At 61.5% G+C, this 23,948-nt stretch carries 24 protein-coding genes; 12 read left to right on the forward strand and 12 right to left on the reverse strand.

Annotation, left to right across the window (positions count from 1 at the left end; all coding sequences use genetic code 11):
• Window positions 1–85 precede the first annotated feature (85 nt).
• From BJ928_RS10300 to BJ928_RS10315, 4 genes are read right to left on the reverse strand one after another with little or no spacing between them, the layout of a single operon-like run.
• Entirely contained in the window at window positions 86–922 is an 837-nt protein-coding gene (locus BJ928_RS10300; RefSeq protein WP_047628861.1) for a carbohydrate ABC transporter permease, read from the reverse strand.
• Window positions 919–1,842, reverse strand: a complete 924-nt coding sequence (locus tag BJ928_RS10305) for a sugar ABC transporter permease (RefSeq protein WP_047628862.1) — start codon at window positions 1,840–1,842, stop codon at window positions 919–921. Before BJ928_RS10305 ends, BJ928_RS10300 begins: the two co-directional genes overlap by 4 nt.
• Complete coding sequence (locus BJ928_RS10310) at window positions 1,835–2,998, reverse strand: ABC transporter ATP-binding protein (RefSeq protein ID WP_047628863.1); 1,164 nt, start codon at window positions 2,996–2,998, stop codon at window positions 1,835–1,837. Before BJ928_RS10310 ends, BJ928_RS10305 begins: the two co-directional genes overlap by 8 nt.
• Window positions 2,995–3,831 (reverse strand): metallophosphoesterase, encoded by an 837-nt coding sequence (locus tag BJ928_RS10315; RefSeq protein ID WP_047628864.1) that lies wholly within the window; start codon window positions 3,829–3,831, stop codon window positions 2,995–2,997. Before BJ928_RS10315 ends, BJ928_RS10310 begins: the two co-directional genes overlap by 4 nt.
• Window positions 3,832–4,066: 235 nt before the next feature.
• Here BJ928_RS10315 and BJ928_RS10320 point away from each other — a divergent pair, with 235 nt between their 5' ends.
• From BJ928_RS10320 to BJ928_RS10345, 6 genes are all read left to right on the forward strand, one after another.
• A complete protein-coding gene (locus BJ928_RS10320; RefSeq protein ID WP_015341249.1) occupies window positions 4,067–4,276 on the forward strand; it encodes a SlyX family protein in 210 nt (69 codons plus the stop codon).
• 122 nt (window positions 4,277–4,398) lie between these two features.
• The gene (gene msrA / locus BJ928_RS10325; RefSeq protein WP_047628865.1) at window positions 4,399–5,151 is read left to right on the forward strand and encodes a peptide-methionine (S)-S-oxide reductase MsrA; all 753 of its coding nucleotides are present in this window, start codon (window positions 4,399–4,401) and stop codon (window positions 5,149–5,151) included.
• 131 nt (window positions 5,152–5,282) lie between these two features.
• Entirely contained in the window at window positions 5,283–6,206 is a 924-nt protein-coding gene (locus BJ928_RS10330; protein WP_047628866.1) for a bestrophin family protein, read from the forward strand.
• A 63-nt stretch (window positions 6,207–6,269) separates the two neighbouring features.
• A complete protein-coding gene (locus BJ928_RS10335) occupies window positions 6,270–6,809 on the forward strand; it encodes a sigma-70 family RNA polymerase sigma factor (RefSeq protein ID WP_047628867.1) in 540 nt (179 codons plus the stop codon).
• Window positions 6,796–7,566 carry an anti-sigma factor gene (locus tag BJ928_RS10340; protein ID WP_047628868.1) on the forward strand — a complete coding sequence of 257 codons (771 nt, stop codon included), beginning with the start codon at window positions 6,796–6,798 and terminating at the stop codon, window positions 7,564–7,566. The genes BJ928_RS10335 and BJ928_RS10340 overlap by 14 nt, the downstream gene beginning before the upstream one ends.
• 21 nt (window positions 7,567–7,587) lie before the next feature.
• A complete protein-coding gene (locus BJ928_RS10345) occupies window positions 7,588–8,304 on the forward strand; it encodes a Bax inhibitor-1/YccA family protein (RefSeq protein WP_047628869.1) in 717 nt (238 codons plus the stop codon).
• A 413-nt stretch (window positions 8,305–8,717) separates the two neighbouring features.
• Here BJ928_RS10345 and dgoD read toward each other — a convergent pair whose 3' ends face one another.
• Both dgoD and BJ928_RS10355 read right to left on the reverse strand, forming a co-directional pair.
• Window positions 8,718–9,866, reverse strand: a complete 1,149-nt coding sequence (gene dgoD, locus BJ928_RS10350; protein ID WP_047628870.1) for a galactonate dehydratase — start codon at window positions 9,864–9,866, stop codon at window positions 8,718–8,720.
• Between the two features lie 46 nt (window positions 9,867–9,912).
• Window positions 9,913–10,707, reverse strand: a complete 795-nt coding sequence (locus tag BJ928_RS10355; RefSeq protein WP_047628871.1) for a FadR/GntR family transcriptional regulator — start codon at window positions 10,705–10,707, stop codon at window positions 9,913–9,915.
• A gap of 328 nt (window positions 10,708–11,035) precedes the next feature.
• Between BJ928_RS10355 and BJ928_RS10360 the strand changes: the two genes are divergently transcribed.
• The 5 genes from BJ928_RS10360 (at window position 11,036) to BJ928_RS10380 (ending at window position 17,290) form a co-directional block, all read left to right on the forward strand.
• Window positions 11,036–11,467 (forward strand): OsmC family protein, encoded by a 432-nt coding sequence (locus BJ928_RS10360; protein WP_047628872.1) that lies wholly within the window; start codon window positions 11,036–11,038, stop codon window positions 11,465–11,467.
• Between the two features lie 116 nt (window positions 11,468–11,583).
• Window positions 11,584–12,063, forward strand: coding sequence for a hypothetical protein (locus BJ928_RS10365; RefSeq protein WP_047628873.1), 480 nt, complete (start codon window positions 11,584–11,586; stop codon window positions 12,061–12,063).
• Window positions 12,064–12,292: 229 nt separating this feature from the next.
• Window positions 12,293–12,901 (forward strand): TetR family transcriptional regulator, encoded by a 609-nt coding sequence (locus tag BJ928_RS10370; protein ID WP_047628874.1) that lies wholly within the window; start codon window positions 12,293–12,295, stop codon window positions 12,899–12,901.
• Window positions 12,902–12,962: 61 nt separating this feature from the next.
• Window positions 12,963–14,111 carry an efflux RND transporter periplasmic adaptor subunit gene (locus BJ928_RS10375; protein WP_047628875.1) on the forward strand — a complete coding sequence of 383 codons (1,149 nt, stop codon included), beginning with the start codon at window positions 12,963–12,965 and terminating at the stop codon, window positions 14,109–14,111.
• Window positions 14,112–14,140: 29 nt separating this feature from the next.
• Window positions 14,141–17,290, forward strand: a complete 3,150-nt coding sequence (locus BJ928_RS10380; RefSeq protein WP_183079400.1) for an efflux RND transporter permease subunit — start codon at window positions 14,141–14,143, stop codon at window positions 17,288–17,290.
• Window positions 17,291–17,340: 50 nt separating this feature from the next.
• Here BJ928_RS10380 and BJ928_RS10385 read toward each other — a convergent pair whose 3' ends face one another.
• From BJ928_RS10385 to BJ928_RS10395, 3 genes are all read right to left on the reverse strand, one after another.
• Entirely contained in the window at window positions 17,341–18,084 is a 744-nt protein-coding gene (locus BJ928_RS10385) for a metallophosphoesterase (protein ID WP_047629472.1), read from the reverse strand.
• 233 nt (window positions 18,085–18,317) lie between these two features.
• Complete coding sequence (locus tag BJ928_RS10390) at window positions 18,318–18,791, reverse strand: VOC family protein (RefSeq protein ID WP_047629475.1); 474 nt, start codon at window positions 18,789–18,791, stop codon at window positions 18,318–18,320.
• A 100-nt stretch (window positions 18,792–18,891) separates the two neighbouring features.
• Window positions 18,892–19,638 carry an SDR family oxidoreductase gene (locus BJ928_RS10395; protein WP_047628877.1) on the reverse strand — a complete coding sequence of 249 codons (747 nt, stop codon included), beginning with the start codon at window positions 19,636–19,638 and terminating at the stop codon, window positions 18,892–18,894.
• A gap of 113 nt (window positions 19,639–19,751) precedes the next feature.
• Here BJ928_RS10395 and BJ928_RS10400 point away from each other — a divergent pair, with 113 nt between their 5' ends.
• On the forward strand, window positions 19,752–20,666 hold the full coding sequence (locus tag BJ928_RS10400) for a LysR family transcriptional regulator (protein ID WP_047628878.1): 915 nt from the start codon (window positions 19,752–19,754) through the stop codon (window positions 20,664–20,666).
• 5 nt (window positions 20,667–20,671) lie between these two features.
• On the opposite strand, the gene pdxA is transcribed toward BJ928_RS10400, so the two are convergent.
• The 3 genes from pdxA to BJ928_RS10415 all read right to left on the reverse strand — a co-directional run bounded on the left by pdxA (window position 20,672) and on the right by BJ928_RS10415 (window position 23,916).
• Window positions 20,672–21,688 (reverse strand): 4-hydroxythreonine-4-phosphate dehydrogenase PdxA, encoded by a 1,017-nt coding sequence (gene pdxA, locus BJ928_RS10405; protein WP_047628879.1) that lies wholly within the window; start codon window positions 21,686–21,688, stop codon window positions 20,672–20,674.
• On the reverse strand, window positions 21,685–22,860 hold the full coding sequence (locus tag BJ928_RS10410; protein ID WP_047629477.1) for a four-carbon acid sugar kinase family protein: 1,176 nt from the start codon (window positions 22,858–22,860) through the stop codon (window positions 21,685–21,687). Before BJ928_RS10410 ends, pdxA begins: the two co-directional genes overlap by 4 nt.
• Window positions 22,861–23,064: 204 nt before the next feature.
• Window positions 23,065–23,916, reverse strand: a complete 852-nt coding sequence (locus BJ928_RS10415; protein ID WP_047629478.1) for an oxidoreductase — start codon at window positions 23,914–23,916, stop codon at window positions 23,065–23,067.
• Window positions 23,917–23,948: the final 32 nt, after the last annotated feature.

Raw genomic sequence — 23,948 nt, forward strand, 5'->3', positions numbered from 1 at the left:
AACATCATGCTCTACTTCTTTGATTCTAGAGCGGATTCAGATTTTAGATCGCTTCGATCTAAAATCATCCGTTCTAGGGAACCGGTCAGCCTTTGAGACCGGTCATGGTGATGCCCTCGACGAAACGCTTCTGCGCGAGAAGGAACGCCGCGACGAGGGGAATGGTGATGATGAGGGTTGCCGCCATGAGCGCGCCGTAGTCGTCGCCGGCTTCGGCGGCGCGGAAATACATGAGGCCCAGCGGCGGCGTGAAATAATCCTGCTTGCTGATGACGATCAGCGGCCAGTAGAGGTCGTTCCAGTGCGCGACGACCGAGAAGATCGCGAAAGCGGTCACGGCCGGCCATGCGTTCGGCACGATGACGCGAGCGACGATGCCGAGCTCCGACATGCCATCGAGACGCGCGGCATGGATCAGGTCGTCGGGCATGGCGCGGAAGAACTGCAGGAACATGAAGATCGCGAAGACCGAGATCGAGAAGGGCGCGACGAGCGCCGTGTAGCTGTTCAGGAGCGACAGGCTGTTGAAGCCGACATAGAGCGGCAGCGCCGTCGCATGGATCGGGATCAGCAGGCCCAGCATGATCAGCACCATCATGGTGCGTGCCGCCGGGAATTTCAGCTTCGCCATGGCGTAAGCGCAGGGAATGGCGATCAGCACCTGGAAGAAGAAGATCAGGCCGCAGACAATGACGCCGTTGAACAGCAGTGTGCCCATGTCAACCTTGCTCAGCGCCTTGGCGATGTTCTCGACGTAATAGAAATGCGTCGGGATCAGCTTCAAGGCGGACGTGAATATATCGTCCTGTGCCTTGCCGGCCGTCGAGATCATGAAGATGTAGGGCGCGAGGAAGATCAGCGAGCCCAGGATCAGCAGAGAGAGGCGCAGGATGCGGCCGGGAGTGAAGCCTGTCGAGGTCATGTGTAATGCACCTGCCGGTCTTGGACGCGATATTGCAGGAAAGTCAGCACCACGAGGATGGCGAGGAACACCGTGGTCATCGCCGAGGCATAGCCGACCCGGAGATAGACGAAGCCTTCCTGGTAGATGCTGAAGAGCAGGACTTCCGAGGCATGGTTCGGGCCACCGTCGGTCAGCGCTTTCACGGTGTCGAAGACCTTCACCGCATTGATGATGCTGATGGTGGTCACGAAGAGCGTCGTCGGTCCGAGCATTGGCCAGGTGACGAGCCAGAAGCGATCCCAGGCCGACTTTGCGCCATCCACTTCGGCCGCGGCATAGAGCTCGCGCGGGATGGCGGTGAGGCCGGCCAGGAACAGCACCATGTTGAAGCCGACCGATTGCCAGACGCCAATGATCGACAGGCTATAGAGCGCCGTCGCCGACGAACCGAGCCAGTTCGGGCCAGGCAGGCCGATTTCAGCGAGCATTGCGTTGATCGGGCCGATCGTCGGATGGAAGAGATATTGCCAGACGGTTGCCATCGCGACGATCAGCGAAGCGACGGGGAGGAAATAGGCCGTGCGGAAGAAGCTGCGGCCGATGCCTTCGCTTTCGATCAAAAGCGCGACGCCGAGGCCGAGCACGATCGAGACGGGCGCGACGATGGCCGTATAGACTGTCGTGTTCCAGAGCGATTTCTGGAAGGCGCGGTCGCGCAGCAGATGCGCGTAGTTTTCGAAGGCGACGAAGCGCAGGCTCTTGTCGCCCAGCTGGAAATCCGTGAAGCCGAGGAAGACGACGGCAACGATCGGCACCAGGATGAAGAGCACGATCAGGATGATGGCGGGCAGGGCGAAGAGCAGAGCCGTGCGGGCTTCGCTCCGTTCGCGGGCCGCGGCCCTCTGCAGCGGCAAGGAGGTGGCGGCAATGCTAGCCATGCGCCTTCTCCCGCGTGGCGTCGACGGTCGTCGGTGCGGCGCGCAGGCGGCGGCCGTCTTCGGCGAAGACCATCGCCTGTTCCGCTGAGAGGCCCAACGCCACCGGCATACCGGCGCTAAGGCCGGCAACGTCTGCCGGTGCCAGTTTGACGACCATCGTCTCGCCGATGGCGTCGAGCTTGGCATAGAGGATGACTTCGGAGCCGAGGAACTCCATACGCTCGATATGGGCTGCAAGTGCATCCTGCCGGTTTTGCGTGAGGCTCACGAATTCCGGACGGATGCCGAGCGTGACGTTGCCACCGGCAATGCTGCCGTCTTCCAGTGCAAGCCGGATGCCGCCGAAGGCGACGATGCCGTTTTCAGCCCGCGCCGGCAAAAGATTGATGCGCGGCTGACCGACGAAGCGGGCCACCTCGATATGGGCGGGATCGTCGTAGATCGTCTGCGGCGAGGCGAGCTGCAGCAGCTGGCCGCCGATCATGACGGCGACGCGGTCGGCCATCGACAGCGCCTCGGCCTGGTCGTGGGTGACATAGACGGTGGGCACGCCGGCGCGGCGGTGCAGATCGACGATCTCGCCGCGGGCATGGACGCGCAAATTGGCGTCGAGGTTGGAGAGCGGCTCGTCCATGAGGAAGACGGCGGGACGGCGCACCATGGCGCGGGCGAGCGCCACGCGCTGGCGCTGGCCGCCGGACATCTGGCCGGGTTTGCGGTCGAGCAGGTGATCGATCTTCAGCGAAACCGCCATTTCGCGGACATCGCGGATGATGCCGGTGCGGGCTGCACGCTGGCCGGGGATCAGCGAGCCGATGAAGGGCAGGCGCTGGACGCGCGACAGCCGGCGCATGGCGAGCGGCACGGCAATGTTTTCCGAGGCCGTCAGATGCGGATAGAGCGCATAGGACTGGAACACCATAGCGATGTTGCGATCCGCCGCCGCGACGCCTGAGACGTCGCTGCCGCTAAGGATGATTTCGCCGCTGTCGGCATGATCGAGGCCGGCAAGGATGCGCAGCAACGTGCTCTTGCCGCAGCCGGACGGGCCGACGAGGGCGATGAATTCGCCCGGCTGGACGTCGAGATCGACGCCCTTGAGGATGGCGTTGCCGCCGAAGGATTTGGCAATGCCGCGAAGCGAGAGTGCGCTCATTCAGTCGGCTCCTTCTGTGCCTTGGGTGCTGCCTGCGGATAGACTTCCATGACGACGTCATCGAGGAAGTAGGCGGTCATGCCGGGGACAGCGACGAGTTCGGTCGATACCGTCTCGCCAAGCTCATGGATCGCGGCGCCGAGCAGCCGTTCGCCCGGCATTTCGCGTTCCATCTTGTCGAGGATGAAGGCGCCGGGCGGTGCCCATACGACGGCGGTATCGTTGAAGCGGCCTTCCCAGGTCCAGTGGAGATGGCCGCTGCCGAACAGAGCAACGTCATGGGCCGCGATCAGATCATAGAGGCGGCGGCGCTGGGCCGGGCGCACGCTCCAGTAGCCGGTATCGCCTTCATCGGGCGCATCGACGAAGAGCGGCTTATGGGCAAAGAGGGCGACGCGGCGGTCGCCACGGCTTTCCAGCATGCCCTGCAGCCAGTCGAACTGCTTCTGCTCTTCCGCATCCTCGAAACCCATGAGCAGGCTGTTGAGGCCGATCAGCCGCCAGTTGTCGACATCCTCCGCCCAATAGTCAGGGCCGACGAGACGGCGCCAGCGGTCCAGCCGCTCGGGATTGACGGGCTGGTAGGAGCCGGGCAGGTGGCCGACATCGTGGTTGCCGGGCACGATCAGCATCGGCACGGAAATCTGACGCATCATTTCCATGGAAAAGATGAGATCTTCGTCCTTGTCGGCGCCGTCGACGCTGAGATCGCCGGTGTGAATGACGAGATCGGCGCCGCTTGCCTCGATCCATTTCGCCAGCGGCTCCCAGTTGCCGTTGAAATGCGGCTTGTTGGGGCTCAAATGGGTGTCGGTGATCTGGATGATCTTCAAGGCGCTTCTCCGCAGTCTTTAGAACGGGTGCGCCTGCAGAAGGAATAGCCTCCAAACCAGCGCGTCTCTGCGCTCTCTTTAGAAGGCGGCCATGTCAGTTAGGTAACGGGCCTTTTCAGCTGTTTTTCAGTTTTGTCACATCGCCGTCAAACGAGACTGCCGTCCGCTTCATGCCGGATGGAGGCACTATACGCGGTTGCCACGGTGCTATAGATCGTTACGAAAGGGATCAGACATGTCAGACGAACAGAGCCGCATCACAAAACTCGAAGAGACGGTCGCCTATCAGGCGAAGACGATCGAGGAGCTTTCAGACCAGCTTGCCGAGCAATGGAAGGTGGTTGAACAGACCAGGCAGAAGCTTGACCGGCTGACCGAGCGATTCCTGACGCTCGAGGAGCAATCGCTCGACGCGCCTGCCATTACCAAGCCCCCTCACTACTGATTGCCGCCGTCCCCCGCGTTCACGTTTCGGTGTTACACGCGGCCGTGTGTAACATTGAGGCTCGTCTTCCCGTATCCCCTTCTGACCGGAGCGTTTAGAATGGCGGTCGAGAGGAGAGTGTCATGAAGACTTTATCGACAGATATGATCCGCATTGGTTCGGCGCGGATTGCCCGCCTTGCCGGAGTAACGGCAGCTGCGGTGCTGGTTGCCGCCGTTGCCCTGCAATTTGCCGGCCGCGCTTCGGCTGAAGATGCCCGTGTCATTCCATCGCCGAGCGCGGATGAAAAGGCAGGCTCCGCCAATACCGAGACGACCGTGCTTGCCGGCGGCTGCTTCTGGGGCGTCCAAGGTGTCTTCCAGCATGTCAACGGCGTCATCAGCGCAACGTCGGGCTACACGGGCGGCAGCAAGGCTGCGGCGCATTATGAAATGGTGAGCGATGGCGACACCGGCCATGCCGAATCCGTGCGCATCGTCTTCGATCCTCACAAGATCAGCTACGGGCACCTGCTGCAGATCTATTTCTCGGTCGCGCATGATCCGACCGAACTGAACTATCAGGGGCCGGATAGCGGCACGCAATATCGTTCGGCGATCTTCCCCACCAGCCAGTCGCAGGCGGACATTGCCAAGGCCTATATCGATCAGCTCAATCACGCCAAGGTCTTTGACGCTGCGATCGTCACCAAGATCGAGCCCGCGCGGCAGTTCTATGCGGCCGAGGACTATCATCAGGATTTCCTGACGACCCATCCGAGCTATCCCTATATCGTCATCAACGACCTGCCGAAGATCAAGAACCTGCAGCATCTCTTCCCTGGGGATTATCGCGCCGCGCCGGTTCTGGTGACGGCAAGCGCCAGCGCGAACTGAACGACAGGTGATGGTTTGACCGGCGAGTGATGCCCGCCGGTCACGGCCGCCCTGCAAGAAATGCGCGTTACTGCCGGCTCGTCTGGTGTATTGGTGCCTTCACCATACATTGATCGAGAGTGCGTCTCGCCATGATCGTTCGCGACCGGCCAAATCTCTTCCAGCTTTTCTTCATCGTTCGCGGATCGATCGTTCGGCGCATCCTGCCGCAGATCGTTGCCATTTTCCTGCTCTCCACGCTGATCGTCTGGGGGCACGAGGAGAAGCCGCATCTCATCGTCTCCTTTAACGGCTCGGCGCTGTCGCTGCTCGGCATTGCGCTGTCGATCTTCCTCGGCTTCCGCAACAATGCCTGCTACGACCGCTGGTGGGAGGGGCGACGTGACTGGGGGCAACTTGTTCAGCTCGCGCGTAGCTTTGCCCGGCAGACGCTGGTGCTGGAGGGTGCAGGTGAAGTGGGCGTCGAGGCGCGCAAGAACCTGCTTCGCCTGACCATGGCTTTCGCGCAGGCGCTGGTCTGTCTTCTGCGTGAAGGCAGCGATGAGGGCAAGGTGCTGCGCCTGCTGACGCCAAGCGAAGCCGAATTCTATCATGCTGCCCAGAACCGGCCCGACCTCATTCTGCGACTGATGTCCGCCGATCTCGCGCGGCTGAAGGCATCGGGTGCAATTTCGGATATCCAGTATCAGATGCTGGATATCACAATCGGCCAGATGGGTGCGGCCCAGGCAGCCTGCGAGCGTCTGCGCAACACGCCGCTGCCCTTCGGCTATACGCTGCTCCTGCACCGCACCGCCTATCTCTTTTGTTTTCTGCTGCCTTTCGGCTATGTCGATACGCTCGGCTGGGGCTCGCCCTTTGTCACGGCGCTGATCGCTTACACTTTCTTTGGTCTCGATGCCCTGGGCGACGAATTGGAAGACCCATTCGGCCAGCGTCCCAACGCGCTCGCCATCGGTGCCCTTGCCGATACCATCGAGATCAATCTGCGTGACGCGCTGGGGGAAAAGAACCTGCCGGCGCTGCCGCAGCCCAAAGATTTCCTGCTGATGTAAAAAATCTGCAAAATATTTGCGGGTCGATGGAATAGAATCCGGAGTGCTTCCGTATATAGGTGTATGGAACGCAAAGGACGCACATTCGATGTTTTGGGGCAGCTCGGTTCGCTGAGACGTTACGCCCGCTCGCTCGTGCGCAATGCGGACGAGGCTGAAGATCTGGTGCATGACGCGCTGGTCAAGGCTTATGAGCGCAAGTCATCCTTCCGCCACGGCGGCAATCTGCGCACCTGGCTGTTGTCGATCCTGCACAATGTGCATATCGACCGACTGCGCCAGAAGAAATCGCTGAACCGTCGCCATGAAGAGGCGGCGGCCGAACTTGAAACGGCATTGCCGGCATCGCAGGACCATACGGTGCGTTTGAGCCAGGTCCGCGAAGCCTTCTTCAATCTGCCCGAGGAGCAGCGCGAGGCGCTGCATCTCGTGGCGATCGAGGACCTCTCCTATCAGGAGGCGGCAGCCGCACTTGGCATTCCTGTCGGCACGCTGATGTCCCGCATTGCGCGGGCTCGCGCCAGCCTGCGCAATTTCGAGGAGGCTACCTCCAAGGTTTCACATCTGCGGCTTATCGAGGGAGGCGGCAATGAAAATCGTTGATCCGATCATCGATACCGATCTCGACGCTTATGTCGATGGTGAGCTCACGCTCGCGCGGCGGGTCGAGGTGGAGTCCTACCTCTCGGAGCACCCCGAGACTGCGGCCAAGGTGATGGCTGACATGAGCATTCGTGGCGAGTTGCGCATGGCGCTGGCTGGCGAAGGTCGTGTGCTGAGAGTTGAGACGCGGGAAGCCGCGCGGCGGCTGGAGCGCGGATTGGTCTATGGCCGCATGCTGGGCTCTTTCCAGCGCGTCGCCGCCATCGCCGTTCTGGTCACGACCGGCTGGGTCGCGCATACCTCCTTCGGCGCCTTTACGGCGAGCGAGGTCAGCGCATCGACGAGGCCGCCGGCTTTCGTCGATGACGCGGTGCGCGCCTACAAGACGACCGCCGTCAGGGAAGAGATCAAGCCGCAGTCGGCGGCCGCAAATTACAATCCGGATGAAATCCGCGCATCGACGGCAATCGTATTGCCTGAACTGCCGGGCGACTGGCGCGTCACCGACGCGCAGATCTATCCGTCCGAATTCGGTCCGAGCGTCGAAATGATGGTCGATGCCGGGGAAGACGGACATTTATCACTATTCGCCGTCCGTCCGGGCAATTTCGCCGTCAAGGACGTCAGTCACATCAAGCGTGACGATGTTCAGGCTGCCTATTGGCAGATCGGTGAAGTCGCCTATGCGTTGATCGGCAACGGCAAGGTGGGTCAGCTCGACGGCGATGCCGAAAAGCTTGCCCGCAGCCTGTACTAGTTCGAATTAAAGGAGACGACCATGAACCCGACCAATCCGGGATACGGCTATGGAGCCGGCGCCGGCTCTCAGGCGCTCTTCGACGAAGGTCTGCGCCGGCATATGCTGCGTGTCTACAACTACATGGGCATCGGCCTTGTGGTCACCGGCATCGTCGCGCTGATCGTTGGTACGACGCCGGCGCTCTATGTGCCGATCTTCCAGTCGCCACTGAAGTGGGTCGTCATGCTGGCGCCGCTCGCCTTCGTGTTCTTCTTCTCGTTCCGCATCCAGACGATGTCGGCAAGCACGGCGCAGATGATGTTCTGGGCTTTCTGTGCCGTCATGGGCCTGTCGCTGGCTTCGGTCTTCCTGGTCTTTACCGGCACGAGCATCGCCCGCACCTTCTTCATCGCCGCGACCATGTTCGGCGCGACCAGCCTCTACGGCTACACGACCAAGCGTGACCTTTCCAACATGGGCTCGTTCCTGATGATGGGTCTGTTCGGCGTGATCATCGCCAGCATCGTCAACATCTTCCTCGGTTCGAGCGCGCTGCAGTTCGCCATCTCGGTCATCGGTATCGTCGTCTTCGTCGGCCTGACCGCCTGGGATACGCAGAACATCAAGGAACAGTATGCCGAGAACCATGATCAGGAATCGCAGCAGAAGCTTGCCGTCTTCGGTGCCCTGTCGCTCTACCTGAACTTCGTCAACATCTTCCAGCTGCTGCTGAACTTCACCGGCGAGCGCGAGTAGTTTGAAATTGCCTGCTTGAGCATGGTCTGAGCTAAAGGGCACTCCACGCCTTTGGTGATCATGCTTCGGGAATGCGTCTCCCTGGGGGCTTGTTGAGACGCATGACGCGCCTGCAGTATCTGCGCCGATACTGCAGGCGCAACTTATTTGAGGGCAAGCGAATTTGGCTTTAGGTCCTGGCCGATGTGCCGCGAAGGTCGCGAACTATCGCAAGCTGCATCGGCGGACGATAGCCGGGTTCCATGCCGAAGCTGCCTCCACAACCATCTTCGCCGCCCGGCGGCAAAGGGGGAAGGTGCCGGACCAAGAGAGCACCGTCTAAAGAAAGGGCCCGATAGCGCAGATCTGCTGCCATCGGGCCCTTAATCATTCGGAATGGAAAATTGCCGGCCTTTCAGATGAAGGCCGGACTTTTACCACTCGGCAACGCTGCCATCCTCGTGGCGCCAGACGGGGTTGCGCCAGCGATGGCCTTCCTTGGCGCGCTCGATAACATAGGCCTCGTCGACCTCGATGCCGAGGCCGGGTCCTTGCGGGATCGAGACGAAGCCGTCGGCATAGTGGAACACCTCTTTGTTGGAGATGTAGTCGAGGATGTCGTTGCCCTTGTTGTAGTGGATGCCGAGGCTCTGCTCCTGGATGAATGCGTTGTAGCTGACGGCATCGACCTGCAGGCAGGCGGCAAGGGCGATCGGCCCAAGCGGGCAATGCGGGGCGAGCGCCACGTCATAGGCTTCGGCCATGGCCGCGATCTTGCGGCATTCGGTGATGCCGCCGGCATGGGACAGGTCCGGCTGCAGAATGTCGACATAACCGTCCGACAGTACCGACTTGAAGTCCCAGCGCGAATAGAGGCGCTCACCCAAGGCGATCGGCGTCGAGCAATGGTTGGCGATTTCCTTCAGCGCCTCGCGGTTTTCAGACAGTACCGGCTCCTCGATGAAGAGCAGCTTGTAGGGCTCGAGCTCCTTGGCGAGCACCTTGGCCATCGGCCGGTGGACGCGGCCGTGGAAATCGACGCCGATGCCGATATAGGGGCCGATCGCCTCGCGGATGGTGGCGATGGTTTCGACGGCCTTCTCTACCTTGTCGTAGGTGTCGACGATCTGCATTTCCTCGCAGCCGTTGAGCTTGATCGCCTTGAAGCCGCGGGCGACGACCTCCTTGGCATTGTTGGCGACGTCGGACGGGCGGTCGCCGCCGATCCAGGAATAGACCTTGATCTTGTCGCGCACCTGGCCACCGAGCAGCGAATGGATCGGCTGTCCGAGCGCCTTGCCCTTGATGTCCCAGAGCGCCTGGTCGATACCGGCGAGCGCCGACATGTGGATGGCGCCACCGCGATAGAAGCCGGCGCGGTACATGACGGTCCAATGGTCCTCGATCAGGAACGGGTCCTTGCCGATCAGATAGTCCTCCAGCTCGTGGACGGCGGCCTGCACGGTCAGCGCGCGACCCTCGACCACGGGCTCGCCCCAGCCGGTGATGCCTTCGTCGGTCTCGATCTTCAGGAACATCCAGCGCGGCGGAACGATGTAGGTTGTCAGCTTGGTGATTTTCATAGGAACGCTTCCAGTTCGGCTTTGGCCAGTTGGGCTTCGGATTGCATCAGCGGCGCGGCGCCGCGGATTTCGGGGTATCGGACAATGGTCTGAGGCTATCGCGTGAGCGCCGCTCGACGGCGAGGTCGCGGGCGGCAAGATCGAGCATGCGATGGGCGCAGTCTCGTGCCGCGGTACGGTCGCGAAGACGCAGCGCCTCGACCAGTTCGCCGTGAACCGTGATTGCCTCGACGCGGCTATGAGCGGCGACGTTGGAGGCGTGAAGGGCGTATTTCAGACCGGCGTGCATGGCGCTGGAAAGGCGGCGGAACACCTGGTTGTGACTGGCGCCAAGCAGGACCTTATGGAAGGTTACGTCTGCCTCGGTGAAGCTCTCGGGATCGTCGCCACTGTCGCGCATCTGCTGCCATGCGTTCTCCAGGTCGGCAATTTCCCGGGCGGTGGCGCGCTCTGCCGCATATTCGGCCGCAGCGGGTTCTATGGTGCGGCGCGCTTCCAGGATAGAGCCGAGAATATCGAAATCGGCGATATGGGGACCCATCCATTCCAGCACGTCCTGATCGAGGATGTTCCAGTCGTCCTTGTCGCAGACCGACGTGCCAATGCGCGGCTTGCCCCGCACCAGCCCTTTCGATTCCAGCACTTTGAGGGATTCGCGGATGACCGTGCGGCTGACACCATACATTTCGCAGAGGTCGTTTTCACGCGGCAGGGGCGAGCCGGAGGGATAACGTTCGGCGCAGATGTCTTCCGCAATCGCCGCCGTCACATTCTTGCGCACGCGCGGACGGCGGTCAGGCCGCGCCGATGCGCCGTGCTCCTGCCTTTCAAGCGAGTCCACGCTCTTTCCTCCACTCCACTTCGCCGACTCCGCGAAAACCTCACGCGGCAGAAGACCGTGCATATCCGCTGCATAAGCAGGAGGATAGTCCAATCATCATACATAGGCAATATTCTTGTATGATGATTTAACGTGATGAGATGACCTGCGTTTGGAACAATCTTTCTCCCCAAGCTTTCAGAAATCAGCGGCGCTGCTGTTACCGCGGCGTCGTCTTGGAGGGATAGAAGGATTATGGTGCCGGTGCAGGCGGTCATGCCGCCTGCCACCGGGCACACGGGAAGGCGGGTTCCGCTCCCGAAGCTCATTCAACGACAAGGAGGACGACATGCAGATCAATCGTACAGCTTCGGCTCAATGGTCGGGCGGCTTGAAGGATGGCAAGGGTCAGATTTCGACGCAGAGCGGCGCGCTCAACAACTACCCCTATGGTTTCGCCAGCCGCTTCGAAGGGGTTGCCGGAACCAATCCGGAAGAGCTGATCGGTGCTGCGCATGCGGGTTGTTTCACCATGGCACTGTCGCTGATCCTGAACGAGGCCGGCTTCACCGCCGAGAGCATGGAGACGACGGCCAAGGTGACACTTGAAAAGGTAGAAGACGGCTTCGCCATCACCGCGATCCATCTGACATTGACGGGCAAGGTTCCCGGCGCCGATGAGGCGACGTTCACCGAGCTTGCCAACAAGGCGAAGGCCGGTTGCCCGATTTCCAAGGCGCTTGCCTCCGTTCCGATTTCGCTGGAAGTCCACGCCGCCTAAGCGACCGTTTCGCCTCTCGCGCCGCGCTGGCTGGTGCGGCGCGCTTCGTATATATTAGGCATTCGAGCATTGGGCTGTCATTTCAATCGAAATGCAATGCTCAAGGGGAGGGGCGAATGTCTGGAATACTTTTGATTCATGTCGTCATCAGCTTGATTGCCATCATCAGCGGCATCGTCGTGGCCTACGGGTTCCTCACGGCAAACCGTCATGACCGATCGACGCTCGTCTATATGCTGACGACGGCGCTCACCAGCCTGACGGGTTTTCTGTTCCCGTTTCACGGTGTCACGCCGGCGATCGTGGTCGGTATTCTCTGTCTTCTCATTTTCATTCCGACGGCGCTGGCGCGCTATAGGTTTCATCTTGCCGGCATCTGGCGGTCCGTCTTCGTGGTGGGTGCCTTGGTGCTCCTGTTCTTCAACTGTCTCGTGCTGATCATTCAGTCGTTCCAGAAGATACCGGCGCTTAATGTGTTGGCCCCCAACGGCAACGAACCACCGATCATGGCGGCGCAAGTCGTGCTTCTGGTGGCATGCGTTTTGGTCGGTTATTTCAGCATTCGTCGCTTCCATCCGACGCTTCTGGGAGTCTGACGAGACGCCGTTCGCATCTGCGGCATAATGTCGGACACTTTCGGCTTCGAGTGCTAGATCGTTCGCGATCGTTTAACTCTTACTTCAAGTTGTCCGGCGCATTCTCGGTTTATTGAATAGTATCTAAAAACTGCCTGTGGTTGTGGGCGGTTTGATTGACATCGGCGCTCTTATGATTTACGAGTGACGAAAATTAAAAATCGTCACTCGTAAATCATCAGGCTTTTCCATGCTCGATCTTAACGATGTCAGCGCCGATCTTGCCCGCCAGGAAAACATCACGCGGATTCTCGATGCCGCTGAAAAGCTCTTTCGTCACTACGGCTACAGCAAGACGAATGTCGCTGACATCGCCCGCGATCTCGGCATGTCGACCGCCAATATCTATCGCTTCTTTGGCTCAAAGGTCGAAATCCACCAGGCTCTTTGCGGGCGGATGCTGGAACTCAGCTATCAGATAGCCCTCGCCAATCGCAATCTGCCGCTCAGTGCAGCCGAGCGGCTGCGCGCCTACACCATGTCTCAATACAAGATGACATTGGAGACCATGCTCGACGAGCAGAAGGTTCACGAGATGGTCATCGTCGCCATAGAGCGCGACTGGCACGTCATCGAAAAGCACATAGAGCGTATGCAGGAGCTACTCGCCGAGATCATCGCCGACGGGATTGCTGCCGGCGAGTTCGCCGAGCAGGACCCGCATGTCGCTGCCAAGTGCTTCTCCGCGGCGACGGTCGATCTCTGTCATCCGCAGATGGTGGCGCAGTGCCTCGCCAAGTCCTATCAGGCCGATCCCGAAGACCTCGTCGAATTCGTCATCAGGGCCTTGAAGAAATAGCAATGCGCGCACCGGATGGCCGGCGTGTTCTCACTTTTCTGTTCGATTTTAGGAGAGCGACATGGTTTCGCTGACGACCAACACTCTACGGGCCATTGCCGGCGCTGCTCTCTTGGGCGCTTTGGGGCTTGGGCTTTCGGGCTGCAATGAGAAGAAGGAAGAGACCGCGGAGGTGATCCGGCCGGTCAAGGTCGTCGAGATCGCCAAGGCGGACATGACACGCACGCTCGATTATGCCGGCGTCGTCCGCGCGCGGACGGAGATGAATCTCGGCTTCCGCGTCAACGGCAAGATTATCGAGCGCAAGGTGGATATCGGGCAGAGAGTGAAGCCTGGCGACGTGCTCGCCCGGATGGATGCGACCGACTATGTTCTGGCCGTGCGCCGCTCCCAGGCGGATCTCGATGCCGCTGAAAAGCAGGTGCAGACGACCGAGCTTGCCCGCAATCGCGCGCAGACGCTGTTTGACAAGAAAGTCACCTCCCAGTCTCAGCTCGAACAGGCTGAACTCTCCTATGAACAGGCGGTTTCGACGCGGGATTCCGCCACTTCGGCATTGACCGAGGCCAAAAACCAGGTCGCCTATGCCGACCTGACGTCGGACATGAACGGCATCGTGACAACAATCAATGCCGATGTCGGCCAAGTGGTCAGCTCCGGCACGTCCGTCATCACCGTTGCCGTCGATGGCGAAAAGGAAGTGCAGGTCGCTGTGCCGGAGATGGACATCGCCCAGTTCAAGGTCGGCAAGGATGTCAAGGCGCGCTTCTGGTCCGATGCGGCGCTCGTGCTTGATGGAAAGGTGCGAGAGGTGTCCGGCAGCGCCGATCAGTCGCGCACCTTTGCGGTGCGCGTGAGCCTGCCGAACGATCCGCGCGTGCTGCTCGGCATGACGGCAAACATCGAGGCTCAGGCCGACAGCGTGCAGCCCTATGTTTCCATACCGCTCAGCGCTCTTGCGCAGCAGGACGGGAAGCAGATCGTCTGGCTCGTCGACCGCAGCGCCGGCACCGTGCATTCCCGAGCGATCAAGGTGGCAAGCTTTTCCGATGACGGCGTGCGCGTGGCCGATGGCCTGAAGACGGGCGATGTCGTCGTCGCTGCCGGCACGCAGTTCATGACCGAGAACATGAAGGTCAAGCTCCCCGGCACAGCAGCCCAGCAGGCCTCCGCAGAAACCAAAGCCGCTTCGGCGGATATCGTACGCTGACCCGGACCGAGGGGGACGACATCATGTCCATCAACAGCACCTCCGCCGAGAGGAAGCGTTTCAATCTGTCGCGCTGGGCAATCGCCCATCCAAGCATTGCGCGCTTCCTGTTCGGGCTCATCATCATCGCCGGCGCGCTCGGCCTGACCCACATGGGTCAGAAGGAAGACCCGGATTTCACTTTCCGCGTGATGGTCGTGCAGACTGTGTGGCCCGGCGCGTCCCTGCAGGACATGGAAGACCAGGTGGTCAACAAGATCGAGCGCAAGCTGCAGGAAACGCCGCACCTCGACTGGATCAAATCCTATACCCGCGCCGGCTTTGCCATCACCACCATCCAGATCAAGGGTGACACGAACGCCGATCAGGTGAAGGATGCCTTCTATCAGATCCGCAAGAAGGTCGGTGATATCAGCAACGAGCTGCCTTCCGGCTTGCTCGGCCCCTATTTCAACGACGAATTCGGCGATACCTTCATCACGCTGCATTCGATTAGCGGTGACGGCTACACCTATCCTGAGTTGAAGAAATTCGCCATCCAGGCCCGCGACATGCTGCTTTCGACGCCCGGCGTCGAGAAGGCAACCATTATTGGCGACCAGGCAGAGCAGATCTATATCGACGTCTCCTCCAAGGTGCTGGCCGCGCGCGGATTGACGCTCAACGACCTGAGGAACGCCATAGTCGGCCAGAACAATGTCGATCCGGCCGGCACCGTCGACACCAGCACCCGTTCGGTGCGCATCTCGGTCGAGGGCGATGTCAACAAGATCGAGGATATCAAGAACCTCAGGCTGACGGCCGGTGGGCAAGTGACCCGTCTCGGCGATATCGCCACCGTCACCGCCGGGCTTCAGGACCCCTATACCGCCAAGTTCCTCTATAACGGTCATCCGAGCGTGCAGCTCGGCGTCGTCATGGCCAACGGCTATAAAGTGACCGATGTCGGCAAATCCGTCGAAGAAACCTACAAGCGCTTCGAGGCTTCGCTGCCGATCGGCGTTCAGGTCGACCAGATCGCCAACCAGCCTGACGTCGTCACCGATGCGATCAGCGAGTTCATGCATGCGCTCGGCGAAGCCCTCGTCATCGTACTGATCGTCTCGTTCCTGTCGATCGGCTGGCGTTCGGGCCTCGTGATCGCGATCGCCATTCCGCTGGTGCTGGCTGCGACCTTCGCCATCATGTACGAGCTCGGCATCGACCTGCAGCGCATCTCGCTCGGCGCGCTCATCATCGCGCTCGGCTTGCTGGTCGACGATGCCATGATCGTGGTCGAACTCATGGAGCGCAAGCTGGAAGAGGGGTTGGTGAAGCTCGATGCCGCCAGCTTCGCCTATTCCTCGACCGCATTCCCGATGCTGACGGGCACGCTGATTACAACAGCCGGCTTCATCCCCGTGGGATTTGCCGCATCGACAGCAGGCGAATATGTCCGCTCGCTCTTTTATGTCGTCGGCATCGCGCTCGTGGTTTCCTGGTTCGTGGCCGTCTATTTCACGCCATGGCTCGGCTACATGATCCTCAAGCAGCGCCACCATGCCGGTGAGCATCATGACGTGTTCGATACGCGTTTCTATCGTCGCCTGTACTCCTCGGTCGCCTGGGCCGTACGCCACCGCGTCATCGTTCTGCTGCTGACGCTCGCCGCCTTCGTCGGCAGCCTCTGGTCCTTCCAGTTCATTCCGCAGAACTTCTTCCCGCAATCGTCGCGTCCGGAAATCCTTGTCGACCTGTGGCTGCCGGAAGGCACGAGCATCAAGGAAGTCGAGCGGCAGGCGCAGGCCCTGGAAGCCCGCATGGCCGACGATCCGGACAAGCGCTTCATCGCCACCTATGTCGGCCAGGGCGCGCCGCGCTTCTTCCTGCCGCTCGATCAGCAGCTGACGAATCCGAACTATGCCCAGCTGCTTGTCATGGCCAAGGATGAGCCGGCCCGCGAGCGGCTGATCGCCAAGATGCGCGGCATTCTGGCGGCGGACTTTCCGTCCGTCCGCGGCAGGGTCGACCGCCTGTTCCTTGGCCCACCCACAGGCTGGCCCGTACAGATGCGCGTCATGGGTCCGGACCGGCAGGAAGTTCGCCAGATAGCCGACGAGGTGAAGCAGCGCTTCTCCCAGAACCCGCTGCTTGGCGCCATCCATGACGACTGGCTCGAGCTGGTGCCGGCCATGAAGCTGGTGATCGATCAGGATCGTGCCCGCGCGCTCGGCGTCACTTCGCAGCGCATCCGCCAGATGCTGCAGGCCTCGATGTCCGGCGTCACCCTCGACAATTATCGCGAGGGCGAGGAAACGGTCGGGATCGTTGCGCGCGAGCCGGAGGAAAGCCGTCACCTGCTGACGTCGGTGAATTCGATCTATATTCCCACAGACTCCGGCGGGTTCGTGCCGTTGTCCCAGGTCGCCAAGATCGTGCCCGTCATGGAGCAGAGCATCGAGTGGCGCCGCGATCGCCTGCCGACGATCACGGTGCGGGCAACCTTGCCCGACAACGTGCAGGCAAATGATGTAACCGCCAAGCTCTACAACGACATAGCGGACATCAGGAACAGCCTGCCCGCCGGCTACAAGATCGAGATCCAGGGCGGTGCCGAAGACAGCGCCGAAAGCCAGGCCTCCATCGCCGCCAAGGCGCCGATCATGCTCGTCATCATCGTCGTGCTGCTGATGGCGCAGCTGCAGCATTTCGGCAAGGCGATGCTGGTACTGGCCACGGGTCCGCTCGGCATCATCGGCGCCGCCGCGGCGCTCCTGATCAGCGGCGCGCCCTTCGGCTTCGTCGCGATCCTCGGCGTCATCGCGCTGCTCGGCATCATCATCCGCAACTCGATCATCCTCGTCGATCAGATCGACCAGGATATCGCGGCGGGGATGGACCGGAAGGAAGCGATCATCGGTTCGGCCGTGCGCCGTTTCCGGCCGATCATGCTGACCGCGCTGACGGCCGTACTGGCGCTGATCCCGATCTCGCGCGGCGTCTTCTGGGGTCCGCTCGCCTATGCCATGATGGGCGGTATTCTGGTGGCAACGATCCTGACGATCTTCGTGCTGCCCGCCGGCTATGCCCTGTTCTTCGGACGGGAGCCAAAGCAGAAGTCGGTGGAGCCGTCGAGCAAGGATCAGATGGATGACGACCAGAAGACCATCCAGCTGCCGCCGGCTGTGGCGGCGGAGTGAGCACTTGAAAAACAAACCCCGGCCAGAGGCCGGGGTTTTCGTTTGGGCAGTCAGATCGATGACAGGATCGTCTGTCGGCCATCGGCGATCTTGAGAACCGTCAGCGTTCCGCCCATGGAGACGGCCGTGTCGATGCCGATGCGGCCTTGACCGAAAACGGGATGCGAGCCCGGCGTATGGCCATGAATGACGAGCAGCGGCAATTGCGGCCCCTCCGACAGGAACGGCTCGCGAATCCACATCAGATCCTCATCCGTCTGGTCATTCAAGGCTATGCCGGGCCGGATGCCGGCGTGGACGAAAAGTATCGGGCCGAATGTGACGGCGCCGGCGAGCGCGCGTAAGAGATCGATATGCGCAGGCGGCATCGCCTTGACCACGATGTCACGCAATTCGCTGATGCTATGGTCTTCCTCCACCAGGAGACGTCTTGCATCCACGCCATAGGAGGCAAGCGTCGGCAGGGCGCCGAATTCGAGCCAATGACTGTTGGCATCGGGATCGTCGAGAAAGCGCAGGAAGACGTCGTCGTGATTGCCGCAAAGCGCATAGCGATCGAAGCCCGCAGGCGGCGGCGCGTTCAGATGCGCCAGCACGTCGCTCGAACGCGGGCCGCGATCGACATAATCGCCGAGATACATCAGGAGCTTTCGGCCGGGAAGGTCGCGGGCATCCTCGGCGATGCGCTTTTCGGCCTCGATCATTTGATCGTGGCAGCCATGAATATCGCTCAGCGCATAGATCGCGGTATAATCGCGTCCGGTGAGATCGATGCGGTCTCGTTGTTTCTGCATGAAATCGGCCGTTCCCCGCCGGGTCTTGCCTGAATGGCCGCGGCGGTCCAATTGCTTGAAAAAGTGTCGAGAAACCCGTTTTCGACGAGTCTGCGCGAAACGCTATTCCAAGCATTGGTCAACCGCAAGTCGCACGGGCGCCGATATGGCGCCGAGCTCATGAAATCGCGAGGAATTTCGGCATCGGTTTCGGGAGGTCGGGCCTTGAACAATCCCCCGAGTGATCGCGAAGATTAGCCGCGATAGGCGGCTTCGAGGCCGGCAATATCGAGCTTGGCCATCTGCATCATGGCTCGCATCACGCGGGCGGCCTTGGCAGGGTCCGGATCGGCGATATATTTCCCGAGCACGGTCGGCACGACCTGCCAGGAGACGCCGTAGCGATCCGTCACCCAGCCGCATTCCACCGGCGTTCCACCATTGCAAAGCCCGTCCCACAGGCGGTCGACCTCGGCCTGATCGGCACAATCGATCTCCAGCGAAATCGCATGGTTGAACTCGATGCGGCTGCCACCGTTCAGCGCCATGAAGCGCTGGCCGGCAAGGGTGAAATTCACGACCAGAACCTCATCGGGTTTGCCGGCGGGCGTGTCGACGATGTTCTTCTGCACGTGATCGATCCGGGAATCGGGGAAGAGCGAGACATAGAAATTCGCTGCTTCCTCCGCTTCTCGTGCAAACCACAGGCATGGGGCAATCTTGGACATTTGGCGCTCCTCTCTCGCGTTGGATGCCCATAGGACGAAAGAGGAGCGGCAAGGCCGACAGGCTTGCGAAATTTTTCTGGAAGCATGTCGGCTGCGACGGTTAGACCAAGCGGCCGCCGCCATCGATGTGCAAGACCTCTCCCGTCACGAAGCGGTTCGCCATGAGGAAAAGGATCGCCTGCGCGATATCCTCCGGCCGGCCGATATTGCGGCTCGGCAGCGTCGAGGCGGTCTGTTCGAGCACCTGCCGCTTGGCCTCGCCCATCAGGCCATCCAGCAGCGGGGTATCCACCCATCCCGGTGAAATCGCGTTGATGCGCATCGGCGACAGTTCGAGGGCGAGGGCACGGACCGTGCTTTCGACCGCGGCGATGGCGGCTGCGACGACGGCACCGATGGCGGCCGGGCGGGAAGCGAACTGGCCGGAGGTCATGGTAATCGAGCTTGCGCCATGCAGAAGCGGAAGCGCGGCTTTGATGGCGAGCAAGGGTCCAATCAGGCGCTCGGTGATGACTTTCGAGAGATCCGCCTCGGACTGATCCTTCAGAGGCTGCAGATGCACCGTGCCGGCCGTGATCAGCAAATGGTCGATCCTGTCGATCCCGGCGAATATCGACGGTTGCGGGGCGGCGATGTCCGAGACGACTTGGACCGCGCCACCGATCGCGTCGGCGGCATCGCGAAGACGCTCGGCGTTGCGGGATAGCAGAAAGAGATTTGCGCCGGCCTCCTTGGCCTGCTTTGCGGTTGCCAGGCCGATCCCTGAAGAGCCGCCGATGATGACGACGTTCTGACCGTGAAACGACTGAGCCTGTGTGTTGCCCGTTTGAATGGTGCTGGTCTGCAAGACTGGTTCTCCGATTGGATTGTTTGACCGGTCTCAAATTCGTCGATCGGCATATGCTTTGGAAGGAAGCGAATGGCGATGTCATTTATCGTAAAAGACGATAGAATACGGCCATGGATATGCTTTCCGCCATGCGCATTTTCACCCGTGTCGTCGAGCGCGGCAGCCTTTCGGCGGCCGCGCGCGATCTCGGCCTCGGTCAGCCCACCGTCAGCGAGCGCGTCGAGAAGCTGGAAAAGCACCTGAACGCGCGGCTCCTCTACCGGACAACGCGCTCCGTGCAGGCGACCGATGCCGGCGCGCGCTTCTACGACTATGCCAAGCGCGCCATCGAGGCAGCCGAGGAGGCGGAGGCTTCCGTCGCCTCGGCCGAGACATCGCTGACCGGAACCTTTAGGATCGCGGCGCCGCATGGGCTTGGAGAGATGACATTGCCGCGGCTGCTCATCGAATTCCAGACATTGCATCCTGCCCTGGCGATGGATGTGACGCTTAACGATCGGTTCGTCGATCCGATGACGGAGGGCGTGGATCTTTCCATCCGCATCGGCGAGATCGGCAGCGGCAATTTCATCGCTCGCCGGCTAGGAACAGTGCGGCGGCTCATGCTCGCCGCTCCCGGCTATATCGAGCGGCATGGGCCGCCGCGTGAGCCGGCAGAGCTTGCATCGCACCCGTTCATCCGGGTTGCCGGTTTCGCGGCGGACGAGCGGCTGCATCTGATCGGTCCCGATGGCCGGACGGTGGAAGCGCCGATCCGCACCGCATGGCGCATCAATCATTGGCGGCCGCTTATGGAGGCCGTGCTGGCGGAAAGAGGAATAGGTGCGTTGTTCGCTGCCGTGTGCAGCCGGGAAATCGCCGAAGGCAGGCTGGTATCCGTGCTGTCCTCCTATGAGTTCAGGCGGGTGGAGGTCCATGCCATCTATCCACCGGGGCCGCGCCCGGCGGCCAGAACGAAGGCCTTCCTTGCGTTGCTCGCCAAGCGCGCCGATCAGCTCTTTGGCGAGATACCGGCAGTCCCTTGAGGCGCTTAGCGTCCGGCGGCGAGCCTTTCGGCGAACTCGATCGCCTCGATGAGGCTGCGCTCGTTGGCGATGCCCTTGCCGGCGATGTCGAAAGCCGTGCCGTGGTCGACGGAGGTGCGCACGATCGGCAGGCCGAGGGTGATGTTGACGCCCGAAAGATCCATCCATTTGCCCGTCGCCGGATCGATTTCGAAGCCGAGCAGCTTGACCGGGATATGCCCCTGATCGTGGTACATGGCGACAACGGCGTCATATTGGCCGGCGCGCAGCTTGACGAAGACGGTGTCGCCGGGAACGGGACCGACGACATCGAGCCCGTCGGACACGGCCTTGGCGATGGTCGGCGCGGAGATATCGATATCCTGCCTGCCGAAGAGGCCGCCTTCGCCCGCATGCGGATTGAGCGCCGCCACGGCAATCTTCGGGTTGGCGATGCCGAGATTCTTGAGCGCCTTGTGCGTGAGGTCGATGACGAGCCGCAGCCGTTCGGGCGTCAGGCGTTTCGGCACATCTTCGAGCGCGACATGGGTGGTGACGTGGCTGACGCGCATATTGCCATGGGCGAGCATCATGACAGAGCCGCGCGCGCCTGTGAGTTCCGCCAGCAGTTCGGTATGGCCGGCATAGTGGAAGCCGGCCTTGTTCAGCGCTTCCTTGTTGAGCGGTGCGGTGACGATGCCGCCGATCTTGCCTGATAGAGCCAGCTGAACGCCCTTTTCGATGGCCTTGAACGCCATGCGGCCGCCATCGGCGGAAAGCTCTCCCGGCAGGATCGGTTCGCCCTCGGTATCTGCCTGGATGAAGCAGAGGTTCGGCCAGTCGCTTTCCATCCCTGTTTCCGGTATCTCAATACCGATGCCAAGCTGCTGCTCGGCAAGCTGCAGTGCAGGGCCGCTGCCAATTATTGTAAGTTTAAGCTTACCGCTATCGAGTCGATCCTTGAGGCGAGCTGCGGCCTTGACGATGATTTCCGGGCCGATGCCGGCGGGATCGCCCATGGTGATTGCCAGATGCCGCGTCATGGTTCTTCTCCTCCGGCAATCAGCGCGTTTTCACTGAGGAGATCGCGCCACAGGGTCGGGCCTCCGAATGCGCCTGATTTTGAGATGACCGTCGTGCCTTGCCAGGGGCCGCCGACGATCGTGGAACGGGGCAGCCCGGGCGCCGCCTGACCGGTGATGCTGAGGGCCATGACGTCGAGCGCCGAGCAAAGATTTCGCAGGGTCTCACCACCGGCGACGATCAACGTGCCCGGCGCTGGCAGCGCTCTGACCATGCCGCCGAAAGTCGCCGCGATGCGCCTGGCAGCGTCGTCGCGATCGAGCCCGTTCGGTAGGTCGAGGCTGACCATGGCGACGCCGCTTTGCTGGATCTGGCGATCGACGGCGCCGGCGCCCTCCGCAAGCTTCAGCCAATTGGGGCCGCAGGCCTGGAGTTGCGCGAGGGTGATCGGCTGGTCTGAGCCGAACAGGCCGAGCACCGGCCTTGCCAGCCTGCGGGAGATGGGGACGGCGGCCGCAGGTCGCCGTTCACCCGCATCCTTTCCGAAACCAGGGAGATGGTGTGTCGCCAGATGGATATTGCGCGCCAGGGCCCTGGCCAGTCCGCCGGTACCGCTCCAGAGCGCCGGTCCCTGCAGTTGCGATGACACCCATGCGATGACGGCATCCAGATCATCCTCCGAATGGGCATCGAACACGTGGATACCATCGGGAATCGACCGGCCATCAGCGTCAAGCGTGGTATTGAAGGCAGGCAGTCCCTCGGCGCGCAGATGTGCGACCAGATCGCCGCTAACATCGCGCCAGGCGTCCTTGCCGGCATAAAGCACCTGCCGTCCGCCCCGCGTGTGCCGCCCGTGATGCGGAAAAGCGGGCGCGAGGATGCAATGCCGCCAGTGACCCAGCCGAAAGCAGGCCGCAAGCTCCACCGCCCAGGGTCCGCGAAACAGGCTGTCCACCTTCTTGAAGGCGAGATCGGCCCCCTCCAGCAGCGGTGCGACGCCGCCGACGATCGCCTCCGCCTCGGCGGCGGTCTTCTCGCGGGTGCCGCTGTCGATCGCGAGGCAATCCGGCAGGTTCTCGGAAAGCGCGTCGCTGCGCTCCACATCGATCGGCCCGTAGACACCGACGAATTCGACTGCGGTATCGAGCGCGCCCGTGAGATCGTCGGCAATGAGGCGGAGGGTGGGCATGAACTCAACGAGCCTTGCGGGTATCGGATATGGAAGCAAGGCCTTACGGCTGCTTGAACGAAGCGCAATCTTCAGCCTTCCATGAAGGATGTCAACGGCTTGCTTTGTCACCGTTTCATTGATTGAGCAGCGACATCCAGCGCGCTATTTGCAGGTGTGGGCACCGCCAAGAATGGCCTGGCGACGCCCGAGCCTGCTTGAGCGTCAGTTTCGCCGAAAATCAGGGAAGTCGGCACTGAGAGTGACATCCTTCCAGGCATCGAAATTCGCCTTGAGCGCTTCGAGACGCTTGTAGGCAATATCGAGCGCCGGCGCGCCCAGCAGCAGGCGAAGTGGTGGCACCTCAGCCTCGACCGCCGTTATGATTGCGGCTGCGGCACGCGAGGGATCGCCCGGCTGGTTGCCGGAGGAGGCTTTCGTGGATTGGCGGCGCTTTCCGGCGGTGTCGGCATAGTCGTCGATCCGGATCGGCGACTCGACCATCGAGCTTCCGGCCCAATTGGTGCGAAACGCTCCCGGCTCGACGATCGTCACCTTCAAGCCAAGTGGTGCGACTTCATGGGACAGGGATTCCGAGATCGCTTCCACGGCAAACTTCGTCGCATGGTAATAGCCGGTCGCGGCGAATGCGACCAGGCCGCCCAATGACGAGATGTTGACGATGTGGCCTTCTCCGCGGGCGCGCATGCCGGGCAAGACTTCCTTGGTGACATCGACGAGGCCGAACAGATTCGTTTCGAATTGTTTGCGCACGCCCTCATCGTCGCCCTCTTCGATGGCCGCCAGATAGCCATAGCCGGCATTGTTGACGAGTACGTCAATCCTGCCAAAGGCAGCGATGGAACCGGCCACGGCTGCCCGGATCGTGGACTTGTCGGTAACATCGAGGCGCAATGCGAGTGCGCGTCCCTCGTGCTCGGCGACAAGGGCCTCCAGCTCCTCGGGCCGCCTTGCCGTGACGACGGCTCGCCAACCCCGCTCGAGTACGGCTCTTGCAAGCTCGAATCCCAGGCCCGCGGACGATCCGGTGATAAACCATACAGGTGTGTCGGTCATGTTCAGCTCTTTCGTTTGCATGTTTTGGCGGC

Origin of the sequence: Rhizobium sp. WW_1, from assembly GCF_003610155.1 — a bacterium.
GTDB classification, from domain to species: domain Bacteria; phylum Pseudomonadota; class Alphaproteobacteria; order Rhizobiales; family Rhizobiaceae; genus Rhizobium; species Rhizobium tropici_A.